This is a genomic window from Kluyvera fluvialis, assembly GCF_059725275.1.
In genome coordinates, this window is sequence record NZ_AP046142.1 from 1,419,695 (window position 1) to 1,440,091 (window position 20,397).

18 protein-coding genes are annotated in these 20,397 nt (G+C 54.7%); 11 read left to right on the forward strand and 7 right to left on the reverse strand.

All coding sequences use genetic code 11. The annotated features are described in order from the left end of the window. Positions 1-192 precede the first annotated feature (192 nt). Positions 193-834, reverse strand: coding sequence for a phosphoribosylglycinamide formyltransferase (gene purN, locus AC6I4B_RS06835; RefSeq protein WP_497770525.1), 642 nt, complete (start codon positions 832-834; stop codon positions 193-195). Beyond that, entirely contained in the window at positions 835-1,872 is a 1,038-nt protein-coding gene (gene purM, locus AC6I4B_RS06840) for a phosphoribosylformylglycinamidine cyclo-ligase (protein ID WP_497770526.1), read from the reverse strand. A gap of 287 nt (positions 1,873-2,159) precedes the next feature. Between purM and bglK the strand changes: the two genes are divergently transcribed. The 6 genes from bglK to AC6I4B_RS06870 all read left to right on the forward strand — a co-directional run bounded on the left by bglK (position 2,160) and on the right by AC6I4B_RS06870 (position 8,505). Continuing rightward, positions 2,160-3,050 (forward strand): beta-glucoside kinase BglK, encoded by an 891-nt coding sequence (gene bglK, locus AC6I4B_RS06845; protein ID WP_497770528.1) that lies wholly within the window; start codon positions 2,160-2,162, stop codon positions 3,048-3,050. 12 nt (positions 3,051-3,062) lie between these two features. Continuing rightward, entirely contained in the window at positions 3,063-4,493 is a 1,431-nt protein-coding gene (locus AC6I4B_RS06850; RefSeq protein WP_497770530.1) for a 6-phospho-beta-glucosidase, read from the forward strand. A gap of 287 nt (positions 4,494-4,780) precedes the next feature. Beyond that, positions 4,781-5,407, forward strand: a complete 627-nt coding sequence (upp, locus tag AC6I4B_RS06855) for a uracil phosphoribosyltransferase (RefSeq protein WP_497770531.1) — start codon at positions 4,781-4,783, stop codon at positions 5,405-5,407. A gap of 88 nt (positions 5,408-5,495) precedes the next feature. Then, positions 5,496-6,785, forward strand: coding sequence for a uracil permease (uraA, locus tag AC6I4B_RS06860; protein WP_497770532.1), 1,290 nt, complete (start codon positions 5,496-5,498; stop codon positions 6,783-6,785). A gap of 95 nt (positions 6,786-6,880) precedes the next feature. Then, positions 6,881-7,582: a DnaA inactivator Hda gene (locus AC6I4B_RS06865; protein ID WP_497771978.1), complete on the forward strand. Its 702-nt coding sequence runs from the start codon at positions 6,881-6,883 to the stop codon at positions 7,580-7,582. A gap of 494 nt (positions 7,583-8,076) precedes the next feature. Continuing rightward, positions 8,077-8,505, forward strand: a complete 429-nt coding sequence (locus AC6I4B_RS06870) for a hypothetical protein (RefSeq protein WP_497770534.1) — start codon at positions 8,077-8,079, stop codon at positions 8,503-8,505. A gap of 20 nt (positions 8,506-8,525) precedes the next feature. Here AC6I4B_RS06870 and AC6I4B_RS06875 read toward each other — a convergent pair whose 3' ends face one another. The 3 genes from AC6I4B_RS06875 to celB are packed head-to-tail and all read right to left on the reverse strand — an operon-like array spanning position 8,526 to position 12,264. After that, the gene (locus tag AC6I4B_RS06875) at positions 8,526-9,986 is read right to left on the reverse strand and encodes a leucyl aminopeptidase family protein (protein ID WP_497770535.1); all 1,461 of its coding nucleotides are present in this window, start codon (positions 9,984-9,986) and stop codon (positions 8,526-8,528) included. Positions 9,987-9,989: 3 nt separating this feature from the next. After that, on the reverse strand, positions 9,990-10,943 hold the full coding sequence (locus AC6I4B_RS06880) for a glycosylasparaginase (RefSeq protein WP_497770537.1): 954 nt from the start codon (positions 10,941-10,943) through the stop codon (positions 9,990-9,992). A 4-nt stretch (positions 10,944-10,947) separates the two neighbouring features. Next, positions 10,948-12,264 carry a PTS cellobiose transporter subunit IIC gene (gene celB, locus AC6I4B_RS06885; RefSeq protein ID WP_497770538.1) on the reverse strand — a complete coding sequence of 439 codons (1,317 nt, stop codon included), beginning with the start codon at positions 12,262-12,264 and terminating at the stop codon, positions 10,948-10,950. Positions 12,265-12,429: 165 nt separating this feature from the next. Between celB and AC6I4B_RS06890 the strand changes: the two genes are divergently transcribed. Beyond that, positions 12,430-13,287: an XRE family transcriptional regulator gene (locus AC6I4B_RS06890; protein ID WP_497770540.1), complete on the forward strand. Its 858-nt coding sequence runs from the start codon at positions 12,430-12,432 to the stop codon at positions 13,285-13,287. A 6-nt stretch (positions 13,288-13,293) separates the two neighbouring features. Here the strand turns inward: AC6I4B_RS06890 and arsC are convergent, their stop codons facing one another. Together arsC and bepA are read right to left on the reverse strand one after the other, a co-directional pair. After that, on the reverse strand, positions 13,294-13,653 hold the full coding sequence (gene arsC, locus AC6I4B_RS06895; protein WP_497770541.1) for an arsenate reductase (glutaredoxin): 360 nt from the start codon (positions 13,651-13,653) through the stop codon (positions 13,294-13,296). An 11-nt stretch (positions 13,654-13,664) separates the two neighbouring features. Continuing rightward, positions 13,665-15,128 (reverse strand): beta-barrel assembly-enhancing protease, encoded by a 1,464-nt coding sequence (gene bepA / locus AC6I4B_RS06900; protein WP_497770543.1) that lies wholly within the window; start codon positions 15,126-15,128, stop codon positions 13,665-13,667. A 217-nt stretch (positions 15,129-15,345) separates the two neighbouring features. Between bepA and AC6I4B_RS06905 the strand changes: the two genes are divergently transcribed. The 4 genes from AC6I4B_RS06905 to AC6I4B_RS06920 all read left to right on the forward strand — a co-directional run bounded on the left by AC6I4B_RS06905 (position 15,346) and on the right by AC6I4B_RS06920 (position 20,328). Beyond that, entirely contained in the window at positions 15,346-16,410 is a 1,065-nt protein-coding gene (locus tag AC6I4B_RS06905; RefSeq protein ID WP_497770544.1) for an AI-2E family transporter, read from the forward strand. A gap of 256 nt (positions 16,411-16,666) precedes the next feature. Continuing rightward, positions 16,667-17,854: a sugar diacid recognition domain-containing protein gene (locus AC6I4B_RS06910; protein ID WP_497770546.1), complete on the forward strand. Its 1,188-nt coding sequence runs from the start codon at positions 16,667-16,669 to the stop codon at positions 17,852-17,854. A gap of 57 nt (positions 17,855-17,911) precedes the next feature. Next, positions 17,912-19,180 carry a GntP family permease gene (locus AC6I4B_RS06915; RefSeq protein ID WP_497770547.1) on the forward strand — a complete coding sequence of 423 codons (1,269 nt, stop codon included), beginning with the start codon at positions 17,912-17,914 and terminating at the stop codon, positions 19,178-19,180. Positions 19,181-19,185: 5 nt separating this feature from the next. Further along, complete coding sequence (locus tag AC6I4B_RS06920; protein WP_497771980.1) at positions 19,186-20,328, forward strand: glycerate kinase; 1,143 nt, start codon at positions 19,186-19,188, stop codon at positions 20,326-20,328. The last annotated feature ends 69 nt before the right edge of the window (positions 20,329-20,397 follow it).

Genomic DNA, 20,397 nt, shown 5'->3' on the forward strand with positions numbered 1-20,397 from the left:
TTGCTAGCTTTACCAGACGATGTCCAACTGTGTCAGCTAAGTATGACAGTTATCCTATTTCACATAATTATATTTTCGCTATCACTTTTGATATATAAGCGTTTTTTGTCGTTTCCAATCGCCCGAGATGATGGCGAAAGGACATAAAAAAAGGGCCATAGTGGCCCTTTCGCAATATGCTGTAACGTGATGTTACTCTTCCGCCGCATAGCCTGCCGGAGGCAGCCTGATGTCGTCGAGCCAGGCGTGATTATCCTGCATTTTAAGACGACCATCGAGGAACCAGCCGACCACCAATGGGTAAATGGCATGTTCCTGAACCTGCACTCGGGAGGCGATCTCTTCTTCGTCGTCGCCGTCAAAAACGGGCACTTTGGCCTGTAAAATGACCGGCCCGCCGTCCAACTCCTCGGTGACAAAATGCACCGATGTGCCGTGCTCGGCGTCGCCGTTTTCCAGCGCCTGACGATGGGTATGCAAACCAGGATATTTCGGCAGCAGAGAAGGGTGGATGTTGAGCAATTTCCCCTGATAATGCTGAACGAACTCAGCGCTCAGAATACGCATATAGCCTGCCAACACCACGACATCTGGCGCATAGGCGTCAATCTCGTGCATCAGTTCGCGGTCAAAAGCTTCCCGGCTGGCAAACTGACTAGCCGCCAGCGCATGTTGAGGAATACCCGCTTCACGCGCCCGCTCAAGGCCAAATGCATCGGCCTTATTGCTGAAAACTGCTCGAATGGTGCCATTAATCCTTTTTTGCTCACAGGCATCAATTATCGCCTGCAAGTTGCTGCCGTTGCCGGAAATCAGCACCACGATATTTTTCATTTATTCGATGACCACACGCTGTTCGGAATCAGTGGCTTTGATATAGCCGATTTTCCACGCGTTTTCACCTTTTTCGTTCATCAGTGCAATGGCTTTGTCGGCCTGCGAGGCGGACAGCGCAATCACCATACCGACGCCGCAGTTAAAGGTGCGGTACATTTCGTGACGGCTCACGTTACCGGCATCCTGCATCCAGTCAAAGATAGCAGGCCACTGCCAGGAGGATTCATCAATAACGGCCTGGGTGTTATCCGGCAGGACGCGCGGGATATTTTCCCAGAAGCCGCCGCCGGTCAGGTGGGCGATGGCGTGAACATCCATATTCTCAATCAGTTCGAGAATCGATTTCACGTAAATGCGGGTGGGAGCCAGCAGGTGATCAGCCAATGATTTGCCTTCCAGCTGAGTGGTTTCCGGGTCACAACCGCTGACTTCAACAATTTTGCGTACCAGCGAGTAGCCGTTAGAGTGCGGGCCGCTAGAACCCAGCGCAATCAGCACATCGCCGTCAGCCACTTTACTGCCGTCGATAATTTCTGATTTTTCGACCACGCCGACGCAAAAACCTGCCACGTCGTAATCTTCACCGTGATACATCCCTGGCATTTCGGCGGTTTCGCCACCAACCAGTGAACAACCAGACTGCAGACAGCCTTCGGCGATACCATTGATAACGCTCGCGGCGGTGTCTACATCCAGCTTGCCAGTAGCGTAGTAATCAAGGAAGAACAGCGGCTCAGCGCCCTGAACGACCAGGTCGTTCACACACATTGCGACGAGGTCGATACCGATAGTGTCATGGCGCTTTAAGTCCATGGCTAAACGCAGTTTCGTGCCAACGCCGTCAGTGCCGGAAACCAGCACCGGTTCACGATATTTTTGCGGCAGCGCACACAATGCGCCGAACCCACCTAATCCACCCATCACTTCCGGGCGACGGGTTTTCTTTACCGTCCCCTTGATTCGGTCAACCAGAGCGTTTCCTGCGTCAATATCAACACCGGCATCTTTATAGCTGAGAGAGGTTTTGTCGGTCACTGCTAAGTCTCCACGCGTTTGCGTTAGCAAGAAAAATCGGCGCAATTCTATCAGTCCAGGCAAACGTTTGCGAGCCTAATCTGCTCCCATTTTTTGTGCGCTGTTTTTTCTGCTTTTTCAGCGATTAAATTGGTCAAATATGATACTGCTCACGAAAATGAAACCGGGTACATTCTTGTCCTTGCATCCATTCCGTTGAATCCACATCATGGCACTGAAACCGGTTTCTGTTTTTGTGGCGGAACACCAAATAACAGTATTTACAACGGCCAGAAGGGACGAAGGGAATGAAGATTGCTGCCTTTGATATTGGGGGTACGGCGCTAAAAATGGGCGTAGTCGCCGCAAACGGTGAACTGCTGGAAAAAGGCAAACAATCCATTAGCGACAGCGATGGCGATCAAATTCTCGCCGCTATCGAGGCCTGGATTGCCGCCCACCCAGAATGTGGCGGTGTCGCCATCAGCGCGCCGGGCTACGTCAACCCGCACACCGGCTTTATCGAAATGGGTGGGGCCATTCGTAAATTCGATAACTTTGCCATTAAAGACTGGCTTGAAGAGCGTACTGGTCTTCCCGTCGCCATTGAAAACGACGCCAACTGCGTCCTGCTGGCCGAGCGCTGGCTGGGCAAAGGTGCTGAAATGGCTAACTTCCTGGTGCTAACCGTCGGAACCGGTATTGGCGGCGCTATCTTCTGTAATAACCAACTGGTTCACGGCGCGCGTTTTCGGGCAGGCGAGTTCGGTTATATGCAAACGGCCAGCCCCGGTGGGCGTGACGTTCGCCGCTATACCATGAATGAAAACTGCACGTTGCGCGTCCTGCGCTATCGCTACGCGCAACATATCGGCAAACCGCTCGACGAGGTGAGCGGCGAAGAAATTTTCGACCGTTTCGATGCCGGTGATGCTATTTGCCAGCGGCTGGTGGCGGAGTTTTTCAACGGCTTGGGAACGGGGCTTTATAACCTGGTCAACCTGTTCGACCCGCAGACTATTTTAATCGGCGGCGGCATTGTTGAGCGCCCGGGGTTCCTGGCATTGATGCGTGAGCATCTGGCCTGGTTCGGCATAGCCGACTACATCGATACCGTCAGCCACGGCAATGACGCTGGGCTGATTGGCGCGGTATACCATTTTAATCAGCACTATTCGCAGCGACAACTTACTGTTTAACGAGGGAAAGATATGTCTGGATTTAAAGCTGGGTTTCTCTGGGGCGGGGCGGTAGCCGCACATCAACTGGAAGGCGGTTGGCAGGAAGGCGGAAAAGGCGCAAGCGTCGCGGATGTCATGACCGCAGGCGCGCACGGCGTGCCGCGCGAAATTACCGATGGCGTATTGCCCGGGAAAAACTACCCCAACCATGATGCGATCGACTTCTACCATCGTTATAAAGAGGATCTGCAACTGTTTGCCGAAATGGGCTACAAATGCTTCCGTACCTCTATTGCCTGGACGCGTATTTTCCCGAACGGTGACGAACTGACGCCAAACGAAGCGGGACTGCAATTCTACGATGACCTGTTTGATGAGTGCCTGAAGCTGGGCATTGAGCCGGTCATTACCCTGTCGCACTTTGAAATGCCGTATCACCTGGTGACCGAGTACGGCGGCTGGCGCAACCGTAAACTTATCGAGTTTTTTGTGCGTTTCGCCAAAGCCGTATTTACCCGTTACCAGCACAAAGTGAAGTACTGGATGACGTTTAACGAAATCAATAACCAGGCAAACTTCCACGAAGATTTTGCCCCGTTTACCAACTCTGGCCTGAAATATCTACCGGGTGAAGATCGTGAGCCGGTTATGTACCAGGCGGCGCACTACGAGCTGGTGGCGAGCGCTCTGGCGGTGAAAGCGGCACGTGAAATTAACCCTGCGCTTCAGGTTGGTTGCATGATTGCGATGTGCCCAATTTACCCACTGAGCTGTGCGCCAAACGATGTGATGATGGCGATGAACGCCATGCACCGCCGTTACTGGTTCACCGATGTGCATGTGCGCGGTAAATATCCGCAGCATCTGCTGAACTACTTCGCACGTCGCGGCTTTGAACTGGATATTACCGAAGAAGACAAACAGGCGCTGACTCAGGGCTGTGTGGATTATATCGGCTTCAGCTACTACATGTCGTTTGCAACCAAAGCCACCGCCGACAACCCGCAGTTGGATTACGATGAAACCACCAGCCTGGTATCTAACCCTTACGTGCAGAAATCTGACTGGGGCTGGCAGATTGACCCGGTTGGCCTGCGCTATTCACTGAACTGGTTCTACGACCACTATCAGTTGCCGATGTTTATTGTTGAAAACGGCTTTGGGGCGATTGATGTACTGGAAAGCGACGGCACAGTGAACGACCAGTACCGCATTGATTATCTCGCGGCGCATATTGCCGAGATGAAAAAAGCGGTGGTGGAAGACGGCGTAGACCTGATGGGCTACACCCCGTGGGGCTGTATCGACCTGGTGTCCGCCGGTACGGGCGAAATGAAAAAACGCTACGGCTTTATCTATGTTGATAAAGATAACGATGGCAACGGTACGCTGGCGCGTAGCCGCAAAAAATCGTTTGCCTGGTACAAAGACGTGATTGCCACTAACGGCGACAAACTGTAAGTGCATGGCCTGCGGTCAGCGTCGACTGGCCGCATCACTGAACTGTCGGGTGGCGCTGCGCTTATCTGGCCTGCCGTTAGGGGGAATTGCAGGTGCGATAATCAACACGCCATCCGGCAAAATCATTGTCTTTTACGCTCCCCGTTTTTTCATGCTCCAGCGGCTGTGTTCACAGCAACTCCTTCTATGCTTGATCAGCATCAACTAAAAAAATGTTGCCCACTAAAAGAATGGCGGTATAATCCGTCGATTTTTTTTGTGGCTGCCCCATTCAAAGGAGAAAGAGAATGAAGATTGTGGAAGTTAAACACCCACTCGTCAAACACAAGCTGGGCCTGATGCGCGAGCACGACATCAGCACCAAACGCTTCCGTGAACTCGCCTCCGAAGTCGGCAGCCTGTTGACCTATGAAGCCACTGCGGGTCTGGAAACCGAAAAAGTGACTATCGAAGGCTGGAACGGCCCGGTAGAAATAGACCAGATCAAAGGCAAGAAAATTACCGTTGTGCCAATCCTGCGCGCAGGTCTGGGCATGATGGACGGCGTACTGGAAAACGTACCTAGCGCACGTATCAGCGTTGTCGGGATGTACCGCGACGAAGAAACGCTGGAGCCAGTACCGTACTTCCAGAAACTGGTTTCCCACATCGACGAGCGCATGGCGCTGATTGTTGACCCAATGCTGGCAACCGGCGGTTCCGTTATCGCAACCATTGACCTGCTGAAAAAAGCGGGCTGCTCCAGCATTAAGGTGCTGGTACTGGTTGCGGCGCCAGAAGGTATCGCGGCGCTGGAAAAAGCACATCCGGACATCGAACTGTACACCGCGTCGATTGACCAGGGCCTCAACGAGCAGGGATACATCATTCCGGGCCTCGGCGATGCCGGCGATAAGATTTTTGGTACTAAGTAAACGAAAAAATAAAAAGAGCCGACTTTGATAGTCGGCTTTTTTTTGAATAAAAAAACCTAAAACGACTAACACTACAGAGGAAAATATAATGACGCGCCGTGCAATTGGGGTAAGTGAAAGACCGCCGCTTTTACAAACCATCCCGCTTAGCTTGCAGCATTTATTTGCGATGTTTGGTGCAACCGTACTCGTGCCTGTTCTGTTCCACATTAACCCTGCAACCGTGCTGCTGTTTAACGGCCTTGGCACGCTGCTGTACCTCTTTATCTGCAAAGGCAAAATCCCGGCTTATCTCGGTTCCAGCTTTGCGTTTATCTCCCCAGTATTGTTACTGCTGCCGTTAGGCTACGAAGTGGCGTTGGGCGGTTTTATCATGTGCGGCGTGCTGTTCTGCCTGGTCTCTTTCATTGTGAAAAAAGCGGGGACTGGCTGGCTTGATGTCATGTTCCCGCCTGCGGCAATGGGCGCAATCGTTGCCGTCATCGGCCTGGAACTGGCAGGCGTCGCCGCCAATATGGCAGGCTTACTGCCGCCGGATGGTCAATCAGCGGATACGAAAACCATTATTATCTCTCTGGTAACGTTAGGGGTGACCGTCTTTGGCTCAGTGCTGTTCCGTGGCTTCCTGGCGATTATCCCGATCCTTATCGGTGTGCTGGTGGGTTACGCGCTCTCCTTCGTGATGGGCGTGGTTGATACCACACCGATTGCTCAGGCGCATTGGTTCGCACTGCCAACGTTCTACACTCCGCGCTTTGAGTGGTTCGCTATCTTCACCATCCTGCCAGCTGCGCTGGTGGTGATTGCTGAGCACGTTGGTCACCTGGTCGTCACCGCGAATATCGTCAAAAAAGACCTGATTAGCGACCCTGGCTTGCATCGTTCGATGTTTGCTAACGGCTTATCAACGGTTATCTCTGGCTTCTTTGGCTCGACGCCCAACACCACCTATGGTGAAAACATTGGTGTCATGGCGATTACCCGCGTGTACAGCACCTGGGTTATCGGTGGCGCGGCGATTATCGCGATTCTGCTCTCCTGCGTAGGCAAACTGGCGGCAGCTATCCAGATTATCCCACTGCCAGTCATGGGCGGCGTTTCTCTGCTGCTGTACGGGGTTATTGGGGCGTCCGGTATTCGCGTATTGATCGAGTCCAAAGTGGATTACAACAAAGCGCAGAACCTGATCCTGACCTCCGTCATTCTGATCATCGGCGTCAGTGGCGCGAAGGTACACATCGGTGCTGCGGAGCTGAAAGGCATGGCGCTGGCGACTATTGTCGGTATCTGCCTGAGCCTGATTTTCAAACTGATAAGCGTACTGCGCCCGGAAGAAGTGGTGCTGGACGCAGCAGACAGCGATAGCGCACCGCATTGATCCTACTCACCGGGCGGATCGCCGCCCGGTTCTCTCTACGCTAATTTCTGTGGTAAACTCTCTGCGTTTTTTCGTAAGCCCATGTTGAGGTCTCTCTGAACGCACCGGCACAGCTCTCTTTGCCACTGTATCTTCCCGACGACGAAACTTTTGCGAGTTTCTGGCCGGGTGATAACCCTTCTTTACTTGCTGCGCTGCAAAATGTGTTGCGGCAGGAGCATAGCGGATACATCTATATCTGGTCGCGCGAAGGCGCTGGACGCAGCCACCTGCTTCATGCTGCCTGTGCCGAGTTGTCTCAGCGCGGCGATGCGGTAGGCTACGTTCCGCTGGATAAACGCACCTGGTTTGTGCCGGAAGTGTTGGAAGGGATGGAGCAGCTTTCGCTGGTCTGCATCGACAATATCGAATGCGTGGCCGGTGATGAGCCGTGGGAAATGGCCATCTTCAACCTCTATAACCGTATTCTGGAATCGGGCAATACACGCCTGCTGATCACCGGCGATCGCCCACCGCGCCAGCTTAATCTCGGCCTGCCAGACTTAGCATCGCGCCTGGATTGGGGGCAAATCTACAAGCTCCAGCCGCTTTCTGATGAAGATAAACTGCAGGCATTGCAGTTGCGTGCGCGGTTACGTGGATTTGAAATGCCGGAAGACGTTTGCCGCTTCCTGCTCAAGCGCCTGGATCGTGAAATGCGCACCTTGTTTTTAACGCTCGATCAACTCGATCACGCCTCTATTACCGCTCAGCGCAAACTGACGATTCCGTTTGTGAAAGAGATCCTGAAGCTCTAGCCACAAAACCCCCTGCCGGATGGCGGCGCAAGCGCCTTATCCTGCCTACAAATCTGCGTCATCGGAAAATTTTGGCCTACAAACCCACGTAGGCCTGATAAGTGCAGCTCCATCAGGCAGAACGGTGCAGTTTGCCGGATGGCGGCGCAAGCGCCTTATCCGACCTACAAATCCGCATAATCGGAAAATTTTGGCCTACAAACCCGCGTAGGCCTGATAAGCGCAGCGCCATCAGGCAGAACGGTGCAGTTTGCCGGATGGCGGCGCAAGCGCCTTATCCGGCCTACAAATCCGCATAATCGGAAAATTTTGGCCTACAACCCGCGTAGGCCTGATAAGCGCAGCGCCATCAGGCAGAACGGTGCAGTTTGCCGGATGGCGGCGCAAGCGCCTTATCCGGCCTACAAACCCGCATCATCGGAAAATTTTGGCCTGCAAACCTGCGTAGGCCTGATAAGCGCAGCGCCATCAGACAGAACGGTGCAGTTTGCCGGATGGCGGCGCAAGCGCCTTATCCGGCCTACAAATCTGCGTCAGCGGAAAATTTTGGCCTACAAACCTGCGCAGGCCTGATAAGCGCAGCGCCATCAGGCAGAACGGTGCAGATTGCCGGATGGCGGCGCAAGCGCCTTATCCGGCCTACAAATCCGCATAATCGGAAAATTTTGGCCTACAACCCGCGTAGGCCTGATAAGCGCAGCGCCATCAGGCAGAACGGTGCAGATTGCCGGATGGCGGCGCAAGCGCCTTATCCGGCCTACAAATCTGCGCCAGCGGAAAATTTTGGCGAACAAACCTGCGTAGGCCTGATAAGCGCAGCGCCATCAGGCAGAACGGTGCAGTTTGCCGGATGGCGGCGCAAGCGCCTTATCCGGCCTACAAATCTGCGTCATCGGAAAATTTTGGCCTACAAACCTGCGTAGGCCTGATAAGCGCAGCGCCATCAGGCAGCTTCGTTTGCGATAGAGTTCAGCAAATGCTGCATCAGCAGTGGGATCGGTCTGCCAGACGCCACGCTTTTTCCACCTTCGCGCCACAAGGCCGTACCGCTAACATCAAGATGCGCCCACGGAATGGTTGGCGGGCAGAAGTGGTGCAGCAGCCAGGCCGCAGACGCGCTGATCGCCGCGTTATTGGTCGGTGTATTACAGAGATCGGCAATGGCGCTTTCAGTCTGTTTTTTCAGCCGCGCATCCAGCGGCAGCGACCACACTTCATCGCCGCTTTGCTCCCCTGCGATGGTTAAGGCACTACGCAGGCTGTCGTCCTGGGTCATCAACCCACTCAACTCATAGCCGAGCGCTTTCACTACTGCACCAGTAAGCGTTGCTAAATCAATAATATAACGTGTATCTGCATGACGTTGGCTGGCCCATGCGATCGCATCGGACAACACCAGACGGCCTTCAGCGTCGGTATTGTTGATTTCCACCGTCAGGCCATTGCAGGCGCGCGCGACGCTTCCGGGCTGCATGGCATTCGGGCCGATGGCGTTTTCTGCCAGTGCCAGCACTCCCATGACGCGCACCGGCAAGGCCAATTCGGCGATGCTCAGCATCAGCCCCAGCACGTTGGCAGCGCCACACATGTCATATTTCATGGTGTACATGCCCGCGCCCTCTTTCAGCCACAGGCCGCCGGTATCAAAGGTGATACCTTTGCCAACGTAACTGCGCACCGGGCCGCTGCTCGCGCCATCGTAATGAATCGCTAACAGGCGCGGAGAGCGTTCTGCGCCTTTACCGACAGCGTGCAACAACCCAAGTCCTTGTTCCACAATGGCTGTTTCATCCAGCACTTCGCAGCGTAGGGCGGGGAAGGCGGCGCACAGGCGCTGTGCTTCTTCCACTACAAACTGCGGCGTGCACTGCTCAGACGGAATATCCGCCAGGCGACGAGCAGCCAGCATACCGTTAGCGATAGCGTGTTGCTGGTTGAATACCGTCTCTAGCCGCGCGCATTCTCCGCTGGTACACCAGGCATTGATTTGGCGTAGGCGCACGGTATTACCCGGCGTTTTTTTAAGCCCTAAATCCACCAGCGTATGTGCTTGGTTAAACAGAAAACGCAGCGTTTTTACCAGCACGGTATCATCGATATCGGTGCAGTCCAGCAGCACCTCCTGGCAAACCGGCGTGGCAAACAGCGGGCGTAAATGGGCCAGCAGTGAATCAGTCAGACTATCTTGCCAGGCGCTGAGCGGCACAATGGTCAGCCGTGCAAACGGCCCACAGCCAAAACGGCTATCGGCAAGCGTGCCTTGTTCGGCGATCGCCGCCATTTCAGCGACCAGCGGATTTGCCTGTAGCACGCTTTCCGTAAGCAGACGGCTGCCGGGGAAGGTAATCAAATGGCTCTGTTCCAGCTCGCTGGAAAACGCCGTAACTAAACGGTAGTTAATCATTTTTTACTCCTCGATAGGCGCACGAATGCGGTCGGCATAGGCCTGCATCCAGGCGTCGTCCACCGGTTGATAGTGCGTTTTTTCTTTAATGCGATCGGCGCGGAATACGGTCAGCGGCTGGGTTGCGGTCGCCACCACAAACGAGAACGTTTTGATATTGGTTGCCGCACCAAATTCCCCTTTGCGGTTCATACAGACGACGGACAGGTCGCCAGCGCGGCCAAAGCGCGACATCAGTTTATCTTCCAGTTCATACACCACCGAGTCTGCCGCCTGTTGCGGGGTCATGCCTTGTTCCATTCGGCGGACAATTTCGTAGCTGGTGCAGCCTTTCATTAAGTCTTCACCTACGCCTGTCGCCGTCGCTGCGCCAATTTCACTGTCGCAATAGAAACCAGAGCCGATAATCGGTGAGTCTCCAATGCGCCCTCGCTTTTTCATAAACAGGCCGCTGGTCGAGGTGGCAACGCTCATTGAGCCTTGTTTATCGAGCGCGATAACGCCGACAGTGTCGTGACCGTCATACGGGCTAAGCCCTTTATCCAGCGTTTCGCGGCAGCGTTTGCGGTAGTGCTTCATTGCCCGTTCGGTAAGCATCTTTTTCTCGGCGAAGCCCTGGCTGAGCGCCCATTCGCGTGCACCCTGGCCGACCAGCAACGAGTTGTAGCGCTGGCGGCCCAGTGCGTGTGCCACTTTGACCGGATTCGCTATATCGACCAAATTACCGACCGCACCGAAGGCCAGCGTATCGCCGTCCATCCAGGCGGCGTCTAGCTCAACCTCGCCGTTCTCAGTCGGCAGGCCACCGTAGCCCACCGATTTGTAGAATGGAAAATCTTCGACGGCGACAACGGCATCAACAACCGATGTTGTCGCCGCACTTCCGGCGGCAAGCGCCGTGGCCGATTCGCTAACGCCTTCCAGCGCCATACGCCAGGTTGCAATTATTCCCCACATCCTCTTACTCCTGTTTTGCTAGCGTGCTGGATTCCTCAACGGCACTGTTTTCTGCATTGCGGTACTGTTTATCAAGAATGCGCATGAATGGCAGATACAGCATCGCGCCAATCAGCAGGTTAATGATTTGCATCACACAACCGGAAATATGCCCGGTAACGATAAACCCGCTAATCACCGGCGGTAGCGTCCACGGGATAAATACCCCGGTAGTCACCGCAACCGCGCCAAGTTTCATCGCCAGATACTGGACAGTGACCAGCACAAGCGGCACGAGGTTAAACGGGATAAGCATGATAGGGTTCATGATGACCGGCAGGCCAAACAGCACCGGCTCGTTAATGTTGAATACCGATGCGCCCGCGCCAAGACGCGCCACTTCGCGCATGTTTTTACTGCGGGCTAAAATCAGCATCGCAATAACCAGCGACAGCGTAGCCCCTGCGCCACCCATCCAGATCATGTCGAAGAACTGCTCGGTAATAATGTGCGGCGGGGTCACACCGGCTTGAATAGCGGCGATGTTGTCGGTTTGGTTTTCCATCCACAGTGGGCGAATAATACCGTTCACCATCGAACCAGAGTTAATCCCTACTGACCACAGAATAGTGATACTGAACACCGTCATCAGCGCACCGAAATACGATGTACCAAAGTGGCGAACCGGCGTGGCTACGACGTCATAGATAAATTGATGGATGGTTTGATAGTGGGTGTTCGCAAAACCAATACGGATAGCCAATACCAGAATCATCACGACCAGCGCGGGGATCAGCGCGGCAAAAGATTCCTGCACCGCAGGCGGAACCCCTTCGGGCATTTTGATGACTAATTTTTTGCGTTTCAGCCAGCAAAACAACTCCGTCCACAGCAGTGAGCCAATCATTGAAACGAACAGGCCTTTGGTTCCAATCCATTCAACGGGGATTACGGTGATGCCGCCGTTTTCTGCCACCTTAATAAACGGTGTCAAAATCAGAAAACTGACCAGCGACAAAATCCCGCAGGAGAGGCGGTCATCGCCGTAGTGCTCCGCCAGGCGATAGGCGACGAGGAAGCTGATAAACAGCGACATGGTTGAGAACACGGCGTTAAACGGAATCTCAATAATCGCGCTCCAGCTCGCACCAAAGGTGTGAGACATAAACTGCTGATAACTCTGATTTGGGAACGATGAGATAACCAGCAGAATTGAGCCAACGATGATAAAAGGCATAAAGGAGACATATGCGCCACGAATAGCACCCAAATGCCGTTGCTGCGCAGTCTTTGCGGCAATCGGCATCAGTTTCTCTTCTAAAAATCCCAGAACATTGTTCATTGTGAACTCCGTATAAGATTAACGGACATTGTGTGTGTTATGTAATAGAAAACGACGAAGGGATTATCGAAGAAAGCCTGTTGCAGAAAGGTGAAATAAGTCACAGTGCATCGACATGATTCATATAAATCTCATATGATTAGTTTTTCTGTTCTGGAGTGATTGATGGAAATTAAACTACATGCCAATGCCACAACGACGCCGAGAATTAGAAAGTATCTCCAGGAGTCTGATAAAAGTGACCGTGAACTGGCGCTGGAGCTGGGGATCTCAGTGACGACGGTGCGCCGATGGCGTAATCGGGAACAAACGGCTGATCGTTGTACTACGCCCACGGTTGTACACAAAGCGCTGAGACAAGAACAGGTGGAATTGATTAACGCCCTGCGGGAAGTTCTGCGCGCGCCGTTGGATGACCTGCTGTTTATGGTGGTTGAAGGGCTGGGGATCCCGCTTTCCCGCGCGACGCTGAACCGTTATCTGAAGCCGTCGTATTCACGCAGCCAGGCTGACACGCTGTGTGGCAAAAAGGCGTTGAAAGCCGGGGTTAAGCCGCAAACATTAACGCTGCATTACCGTTTACTGTCACTGCATATGGATGATGATGGCGACCATCACCTGCTGTGGGCGCAGGAGCCGGTCAGCGGCTGGAGCTATGCGCGGGTTTATTCCGGTGTCTCGCCATCGCTGGTGGTGAACTGGCTGGATGAGGCGCTGGCACAGTTTCCGGGTGATATACAATCTGTTGAGATTAAAAGTGGCGAGTGGCTAAGCGACGCGCTGGTGAGTGCGCTACGCCAGCACGCTGCGGCGCAGGGGCTGAATGCCACTGTGACACATCATGCTGAAAAGTGTCTGACGGTGCAGGTGGCTTTACCGTTAGCAGACATCATCCCGGCGTCGCGCGCCCATACGCCAGACGAACTGGCGGTGCGGCTGTGCGCGTTATTTAATCAGGGGAAGGAACAGAAAAAACTGGGGAATTTGACGCCGCAGGCGTTTTTACACGCACTGCGGCCATAAGTGTGGTTAGCTGACGATTTCCAGCACTTGCTCCGGCGGACGACCAATGCGCGCCTGACCGTTGCTGACGACAATAGGGCGCTCAATCAACTTCGGATTTTCGACCATCGCCTGAATCAGCGCATCCTCGCTGAGATGACTATCCGCCAGGTTCAGCGACTTATACAGATCTTCTTTTTGGCGCATCAGTTCCCTAGCGCTGCCAAGCCCGAGCAGGGTAATCAGCTCACGCAGCGTGGCGGCGTCCGGTGGCGTTTCAAGATAGAGCACCACGCTTGGTTCGATACCATTAGCCTTCAGCAGGCTTAGGGTGTCGCGGCTCTTGGAGCAGCGTGGGTTATGATAAATGGTCACCGAGTCCGTCATAATCTCTCCTGTTACATTTTCTGATAAGGGCGGAAGCGCTCTTGTAGCGCACGCAGTTGGTCAATGCGCGCATCGTAGCGCGCTTGTTGCAGGCTGCGTAATTTCACCTGTGCGCTGGCAGAGCTGAGTAGAGAAATGGCCTGATCCAGCCTGCCGACCAGCGCCATATTTTCAGCGCGCGCGGCTAATTCCTGGTCGCGATGGCCTAACTGAGCTTCTGCCTGAGCCAGTAAATCCCAGCCGTTGGTGTCGTCTTTATTATTAAAGGTGTAGCGGTTGAGGATGGTTGCCGCTTCCGCAGGCTGACCGCCTTCTAATAAGGCATTCGCCAGGTTGAGCTGCAAAACTGGGTTGGTTCGCAGTTCACGCGCGTTCTTCAGGCGATTAATCGCCTCGCTGGTTTTTTTCTGCCCCAGGTCGATATCAGTGGCGAGATCGAGAAACCAGGCGTTTTGCGGTTCGGCGCTCAACAGCGGTTGAAGCAGTTTACTGGCTTCGACGTAGTTTTTGTCCTCCATGAACTGCAATGCGCGGCCATATCGAGCTGCGTTCTGTTCGCGGATATTCCCCTTCGACCAGCTATCAAGCAGGTCGCTGCTAAGCTGGTTTTGCCCTGAATTGTACATCCCGAGCGTACGCGCTTTGGCGAAGTAGAAATCAGCGGATGATTGCACCACCACGGGACGCATCTGGTTGGCACGGTTACGTGCATCCGACAGACGGCTTTCCGGCAAGGGGTGAGTCAGCAGCATTTCCGGCGGGCGTGACGAATAGCGCGATTGGTCTAGCAGCTTCTCCATAAACGCGGGCATCGCCTGCGGGTCAAAGCCCGCGCGTTGCAGCACCTGAATGCCGATACGGTCGGCTTCTTCTTCATTCTGGCGAGTAAAACTGATAATGCCCTGCTGTGTACCGGCGAGCGTGCCGCTAAGCGCCGCCATACCGGCCTGTGGGCTTGCCATCGCCAACAGAATCGAACCCAGCGCGCCGACCCATGTCAGCGGGGCGTTGCGTTTCTGATCTTCCATTGCGCGCGCCAGATGGCGCTGGGTGACGTGCGAAATTTCGTGCGCCATCACCGACGCGAGCTGGCTTTCGGTGTCTGAATAACGGAACAGCGCCGAGTGCAACACCACATTGCCGCCGAAGAAGGCGAAGGCGTTAATATCATCGTTATTAATCAGATAAAAATGAAACGGCGTGCGGACAGAAAAAGCGTGTGACACCAGCCGCATACCGAGTGAATTAATGTACTGCACCAGCAGTGGGTCGTTAATCAGCGGTGCGCTTCCGCGCAGTTGTCGAACATAGTAATCCCCCATTTGCATCTCTTGACCAATGGAAAGCGTACTTCCTGCGGATGTGCCTATGTCGGGGAGATTATCCGCCGAGTCGGCAAACGCGGGGGTAATCTGGCCGAGCGCAAGTGTCGCAATAAGGGATGCCAACAGCGTTTTTTTCAACTGCCTGAACATAACCTCTGTCCTGTAATGTGGGATGTGCCTGTCTTTGACCAGCAGCCTAATGGTATGTTCCATGGCGGGCTGCTTTGCGAGTGTATCTATCTGTTCATAGGTTGAAAATGATAATCGCGCAATCGGGTGGAGAAATACAAAAAGCGAAGGCTTTTTTGTGACACTTCGATACAATTCATTATCTGTATGAAAGCAATATGCTTCAGGGAATAGACTTATGCTTGAGATGTTGATGCAGTGGTATCGTCGCCGGTTTAGCGATCCGGAAGCGATAGCGCTGCTGGTTATCCTGGTCGCCGGTTTTTGTATTCTGTTTTTCTTCAGCGGCCTGCTGGCTCCACTGCTGGTGGCGCTGGTGCTGGCGTATCTGCTGGAGTGGCCAACCGTGCGCCTGGAACGTCTGGGCTGGTCACGAACCTGGGCGACTAGCGTCGTGCTGGTGCTGTTTGTTGGCATTTTACTGCTGATGTCATTTGTGGTGATGCCGATTGCCTGGCAGCAGGGCATCAATCTGATTCACGACATGCCTGGTATGCTCAATAAACTCTCCGATTTTGCCGCCACCTTGCCGCGCCGTTATCCTGCGTTAATGGATGCCGGGATCATCGACGCAATGGCCGAAAACATGCGCAGCCGGATGCTGACTATGGGCGACTCGGTGGTGAAATATTCCGTGGCCTCGCTCGTTGGATTGTTAACCCTTGCCGTTTACCTGGTGCTCGTCCCGCTGATGGTCTTCTTCCTGGTGAAAGATAAAGAGCAGATGCTCAACGCCGTGCGCCGCGTGTTGCCGCGCAACCGTGGCCTGGCGGGGCAGGTGTGGAAAGAGATGAACCAGCAGATAACCAATTATATTCGCGGTAAAGTGCTGGAGATGGTGGTGGTGGGTGTCGCCACCTGGCTCGGCTTCCTGCTGTTTGGCCTCAACTATTCGTTACTGCTGGCGGTGTTGGTTGGGTTATCGGTACTGATTCCGTATATCGGCGCGTTTGTGGTGACGATTCCGGTCGTCTGTGTGGCGCTGTTCCAGTTTGGCCTGAGCACCGAGTTCTGGAGCCTGTTCGCCGTGTATCTGATTATTCAGGGGCTGGATGGCAACCTGCTGGTGCCAGTGCTGTTCTCCGAGGCGGTTAACCTGCATCCGCTGGTGATTATCCTGTCGGTAGTGATTTTCGGCGGGCTGTGGGGCTTCTGGGGCGTGTTCTTTGCCATTCCGCTGGCAACGCTGATTAAAGCGGTGGTTCACGCCTGGCCGGATGGGCTGGTGGTAGACGAGAACTAAGCCTCTTCCCGAAACGACAAAGCGTGAGGGCAATCATAGCGCCACGCTTTGTCATTCATTTCCCTTAATGCCCGCTAACCCTCTCTATCCTTTCTCTTTTTTCATCTCTGGACGCGTATCCTGACGTGTAATTGTCGCTTTATACAAAAATATGCGCATTATCATGTGCTTTTTTGTGGCTTCCTCCTGAGCAATTTCCCTGATAATTCGCTATTAAAGAGTCCGGCAGCGCCGTCGGTGCACATTAAGGAAGGTTATGAAGAAGCAATATTTAAAGGAATATACCGCGCGACAGATTGTGCAGCGCGCCATGAAAATCATCCCCTGGTCAGTTAACGTCATGGACGAGCACGGGATTATCATCGCCTCGGGCGAGCCTTCTCGCCTTCACTCGCGCCATGAAGGGGCGATCCTCGCGCTGAAAGATAATCGGGTGGTGGAGATCGATTCAGCCACCGCCAACCAGTTGAAAGGGGTGCGGCCTGGGATCAACCTACCGATCTCTTTTCACGGCGAGCTGATTGGCGTGCTGGGGATAACCGGCGAACCTGATGAAGTACGCGCTTATGGCGAGCTGGTAAAAATGGCTGCGGAGTTGGTGATTGAGCATATGGTGCTTATCGAGCAGAAGGAGTGGGATAAGCGCTATCGCGAAGATCTCATTAATCAGTTGATTATGCGCGAGCCGCCGTCCGAAGCGCTGCACTCGATGGTTTCTTATCTGGGCATCGATCTTAAACTCCCCCGCGTGGTGGCGATCATCGAGCTGCGCCAGCCCGATCGCGAAGCGTTGCGCAATTTGCTCGATTATTTCGAGAACCGCGCCCGCGATCACCTGCTGACCTTCACCGATTTTAATGAGCTTATCATCATCAAGCCGATTACCCTGAAGGAGGGCGTCTGGGATTTGCAGCAGGAGCAGCGCGACCTGCAAAATTTCAAATCCTGGGCCAGCACCTCGGGGTTCAGCCGCATTGTGGTAGGCGGCTATTTCAGCGGTGAAACCGGGCTGCACCGCTCGTGGCAAACGGCGAAGGCCACCCAGAGGATGGTCAAACGGCAGAAGGTGAAGAGCCAGTATGTCTTCTATCACGACTACGCACTGCCTGCGTTGTTGAGCGATGTGGCGCAGAGCTGGCAGGCGCAGGAGCTTTCGCGCCAGTGGATGACGCTGCTGGAAAACGACAGCAAAGGCGTGTTGCAGACGACCCTGCGGGTGTGGTTTGAACAGAACTGTGACCTGACTCAAACGGCGAAGCAGTTACACGTTCACGTCAATACTCTGCGTTATCGCCTGCAACGCTGTGAAACGATTCTTCATATAAAAATTAACGACTTAAAAAGTATTCTCTGGCTGTTTATCGGTATGCAACTGCAAACCGAAACTGTAGGTTCACACAATTCCCCGTCATGCCCGGGCACGAAAGTTCGTCAGAATCTCTGACTCGCTTTGCCTACCGCTTCCCCATACTGCGCCTGTCTATAACAGGGAGGAGCAAAAATGACGTCTATATCCACATTGGGAGCTATCGCAGCACTGGTGGTAGCGATTTTACTGATACTACGCAAGGTTTCTCCGGCCTACGGCATGATGGCCGGAGCGCTGATCGGCGGCCTGGTTGGCGGAGCCGATCTGGTCGAAACGGTGAAACTGATGGTCACTGGCGCGCAGGGCATCACCAATGCCGTGCTGCGTATTCTGGCGGCAGGTGTGCTCGCCGGAGTGTTGATTGAGTCTGGAGCGGCAAACACCATTGCTGAAACGGTGGTGAAAAAAGTCGGCGAAACGCGCGCGCTGCTGGCGCTGGCTATCGCCACTCTCTGCCTGACCGCCGTTGGTGTATTCATTGATGTCGCGGTGATCACCGTCGCGCCGATTGCGCTGTCGGTGGCGCATCGGGCGGGGCTGTCTAAAACGGCTATTTTGCTGGCGATGATCGGCGGGGGCAAAGCGGGCAACGTGATGTCGCCAAACCCTAACGCCATTGCGGCGGCAGACTCGTTTCACGTGCCGCTCACCTCGGTGATGATGGCGGGTATCGTACCGGGGCTGTTTGGCCTGGTAATGGCGTACCTGCTGGCGAAAAGACTGAGCCGCAAGGGCACGATGGTGCTACCAGAAGAAGTGGTCACACCGGACTCACTCACTGGGCAACCAGGTTTTCTGGTGTCGATAAGCGCGCCGCTGGTGGCGATTGTGCTGCTTTCCCTGCGCCCGATTGCCGGTATTGCTATCGATCCGCTGATTGCGCTGCCAGTGGGCGGGTTGGTCGGCACGCTGCTGATGGGACGCATTCGGCAGACCAATCACTATATGGTGGCAGGCTTAAGCCGCATGGCGCCAGTGGCGATAATGCTGCTTGGCACGGGGACGCTCGCTGGGATCATCGCTAATTCAGAGCTGAAAGATGTGCTGATTAACGGGTTGACGGCGTCCGGGCTGCCTGCTTATCTGCTGGCTCCTATTTCCGGGGCTATTATGTCAATGGCGACAGCCTCTACCACGGCGGGGACGGCGGTGGCTTCCGGTGTGTTCGCTCCGACGCTGCTGGAGCTGGGTGTGTCGGCGCTGGCCGGTGCTGCGATGATCCACGCTGGGGCAACGGTGCTCGATCACCTGCCGCACGGCAGCTTTTTCCACGCCACTGGCGGCAGCGTCAACATGCTGATCCGCGAGCGTCTGAAGCTGATGCCTTATGAAACGCTGGTCGGTCTGACCATCGCCATTGTCTCCACGCTGATGTTTGGCGTCTTCGGTTTTGCAGGATGAGTATGATGAAAATAGTAATTGCCCCTGATTCGTTTAAAGAAAGTTTGTCGGCGCTGAACGTGGCCCGCGCCATTGAGGCCGGTTTTCGTGAGATTTATCCGCAGGCAGAATACGTGAAAGTGCCAATGGCCGATGGCGGCGAAGGCACGGTGGAATCGATGGTGGAAGCGAGCCACGGCAGCTACCGCTATACCGATGTGATGGGCCCGCTGGGTGAGCCGGTTAACGCTCGCTGGGGGCTGATGGGCGACGGGAAAACCGCGATTATCGAAATGGCGGCGGCTTCCGGTTTGCATCATGTTCCTCCGGCTCAGCGTAACCCGCTGCTGACCACCAGTTTCGGCACTGGTGAGCTGATGGTCGCCGCGCTGGAATCCGGCGTTGAGAACATTATTCTCGGCATCGGCGGCAGCGCCACTAATGACGGCGGCGCAGGCATGATGCAGGCGCTGGGGGCGCAGTTGTTTTATGATAACGGCGAGGCGCTGGCGCAAGGCAGTGGTGCGCCGGACAATTTGGCGCGCATTGATTTAAGCGCGCTGCACCCGGGATTAGCCCGTGTCACGCTGACGGTGGCCTGTGACGTGAATAATCCGCTCTGCGGCCCAGGTGGCGCCTCGGCGGTGTTTGGCCCGCAAAAAGGGGCAACGCCGGAAATGGTCGCTCGTCTGGATGCGATGCTCGATAACTGGGGGCAGGTGATGGCGCAAACGAGCGGGCGTGACGTGCGCCAGATCGCGGGGGCAGGTGCGGCGGGCGGCATGGGGGCGGCGCTGGTTGGGCTGCTCAACGCCAGATTGCAGCCAGGCGTGGAGATTGTGGTACAGGCGCTCAAACTTGAAGAACACGTTAAAGATGCGACGCTGGTGATAACCGGAGAAGGGCGGCTCGATAGCCAGAGTATCTGCGGGAAAACGCCCATTGGCGTGGCGCGCGTCGCCAAACGTCACCATAAACCGGTGATCGCGCTGGCAGGAGGCTTAAAAGACGATCATCAGGTGGTTTACGAGCACGGCCTTGATGCGGCGTTCGCTATTTTGCCCGGTATTGTGACGCTTTCGCAGGCGCTGGACGCGGCGCACGATAATCTGAAGCTCACCGCGCGTAACGTGGCGGCAGTGTGGAAGATGGCGCAGTCGGCGAAATAGTTTGGCATTGCAAATTGCCGGGTGGCGCTTTGCTTACCCGGCCTACACGCGAAGCCGTCACCCGGCAAA

Coding starts and splice junctions, on each gene's coding strand:
- AC6I4B_RS06880 (WP_497770537.1), bottom strand. CDS start 10,943: ATGTGGGGAATAATTGCAACCTGGCGTATGGCGCTGGAAGGCGTTAGC.
- AC6I4B_RS06910 (WP_497770546.1), top strand. CDS start 16,667: ATGAAGAAGCAATATTTAAAGGAATATACCGCGCGACAGATTGTGCAG.
- AC6I4B_RS06870 (WP_497770534.1), top strand. CDS start 8,077: ATGGCGGCGCAAGCGCCTTATCCGGCCTACAAATCTGCGTCAGCGGAA.
- AC6I4B_RS06875 (WP_497770535.1), bottom strand. CDS start 9,986: ATGATTAACTACCGTTTAGTTACGGCGTTTTCCAGCGAGCTGGAACAG.
- AC6I4B_RS06915 (WP_497770547.1), top strand. CDS start 17,912: ATGACGTCTATATCCACATTGGGAGCTATCGCAGCACTGGTGGTAGCG.
- arsC (WP_497770541.1), bottom strand. CDS start 13,653: ATGACGGACTCGGTGACCATTTATCATAACCCACGCTGCTCCAAGAGC.
- AC6I4B_RS06920 (WP_497771980.1), top strand. CDS start 19,186: ATGAAAATAGTAATTGCCCCTGATTCGTTTAAAGAAAGTTTGTCGGCG.
- celB (WP_497770538.1), bottom strand. CDS start 12,264: ATGAACAATGTTCTGGGATTTTTAGAAGAGAAACTGATGCCGATTGCC.
- bglK (WP_497770528.1), top strand. CDS start 2,160: ATGAAGATTGCTGCCTTTGATATTGGGGGTACGGCGCTAAAAATGGGC.
- AC6I4B_RS06905 (WP_497770544.1), top strand. CDS start 15,346: ATGCTTGAGATGTTGATGCAGTGGTATCGTCGCCGGTTTAGCGATCCG.
- upp (WP_497770531.1), top strand. CDS start 4,781: ATGAAGATTGTGGAAGTTAAACACCCACTCGTCAAACACAAGCTGGGC.
- bepA (WP_497770543.1), bottom strand. CDS start 15,128: ATGTTCAGGCAGTTGAAAAAAACGCTGTTGGCATCCCTTATTGCGACA.
- purN (WP_497770525.1), bottom strand. CDS start 834: ATGAAAAATATCGTGGTGCTGATTTCCGGCAACGGCAGCAACTTGCAG.
- AC6I4B_RS06850 (WP_497770530.1), top strand. CDS start 3,063: ATGTCTGGATTTAAAGCTGGGTTTCTCTGGGGCGGGGCGGTAGCCGCA.
- uraA (WP_497770532.1), top strand. CDS start 5,496: ATGACGCGCCGTGCAATTGGGGTAAGTGAAAGACCGCCGCTTTTACAA.
- AC6I4B_RS06890 (WP_497770540.1), top strand. CDS start 12,430: ATGGAAATTAAACTACATGCCAATGCCACAACGACGCCGAGAATTAGA.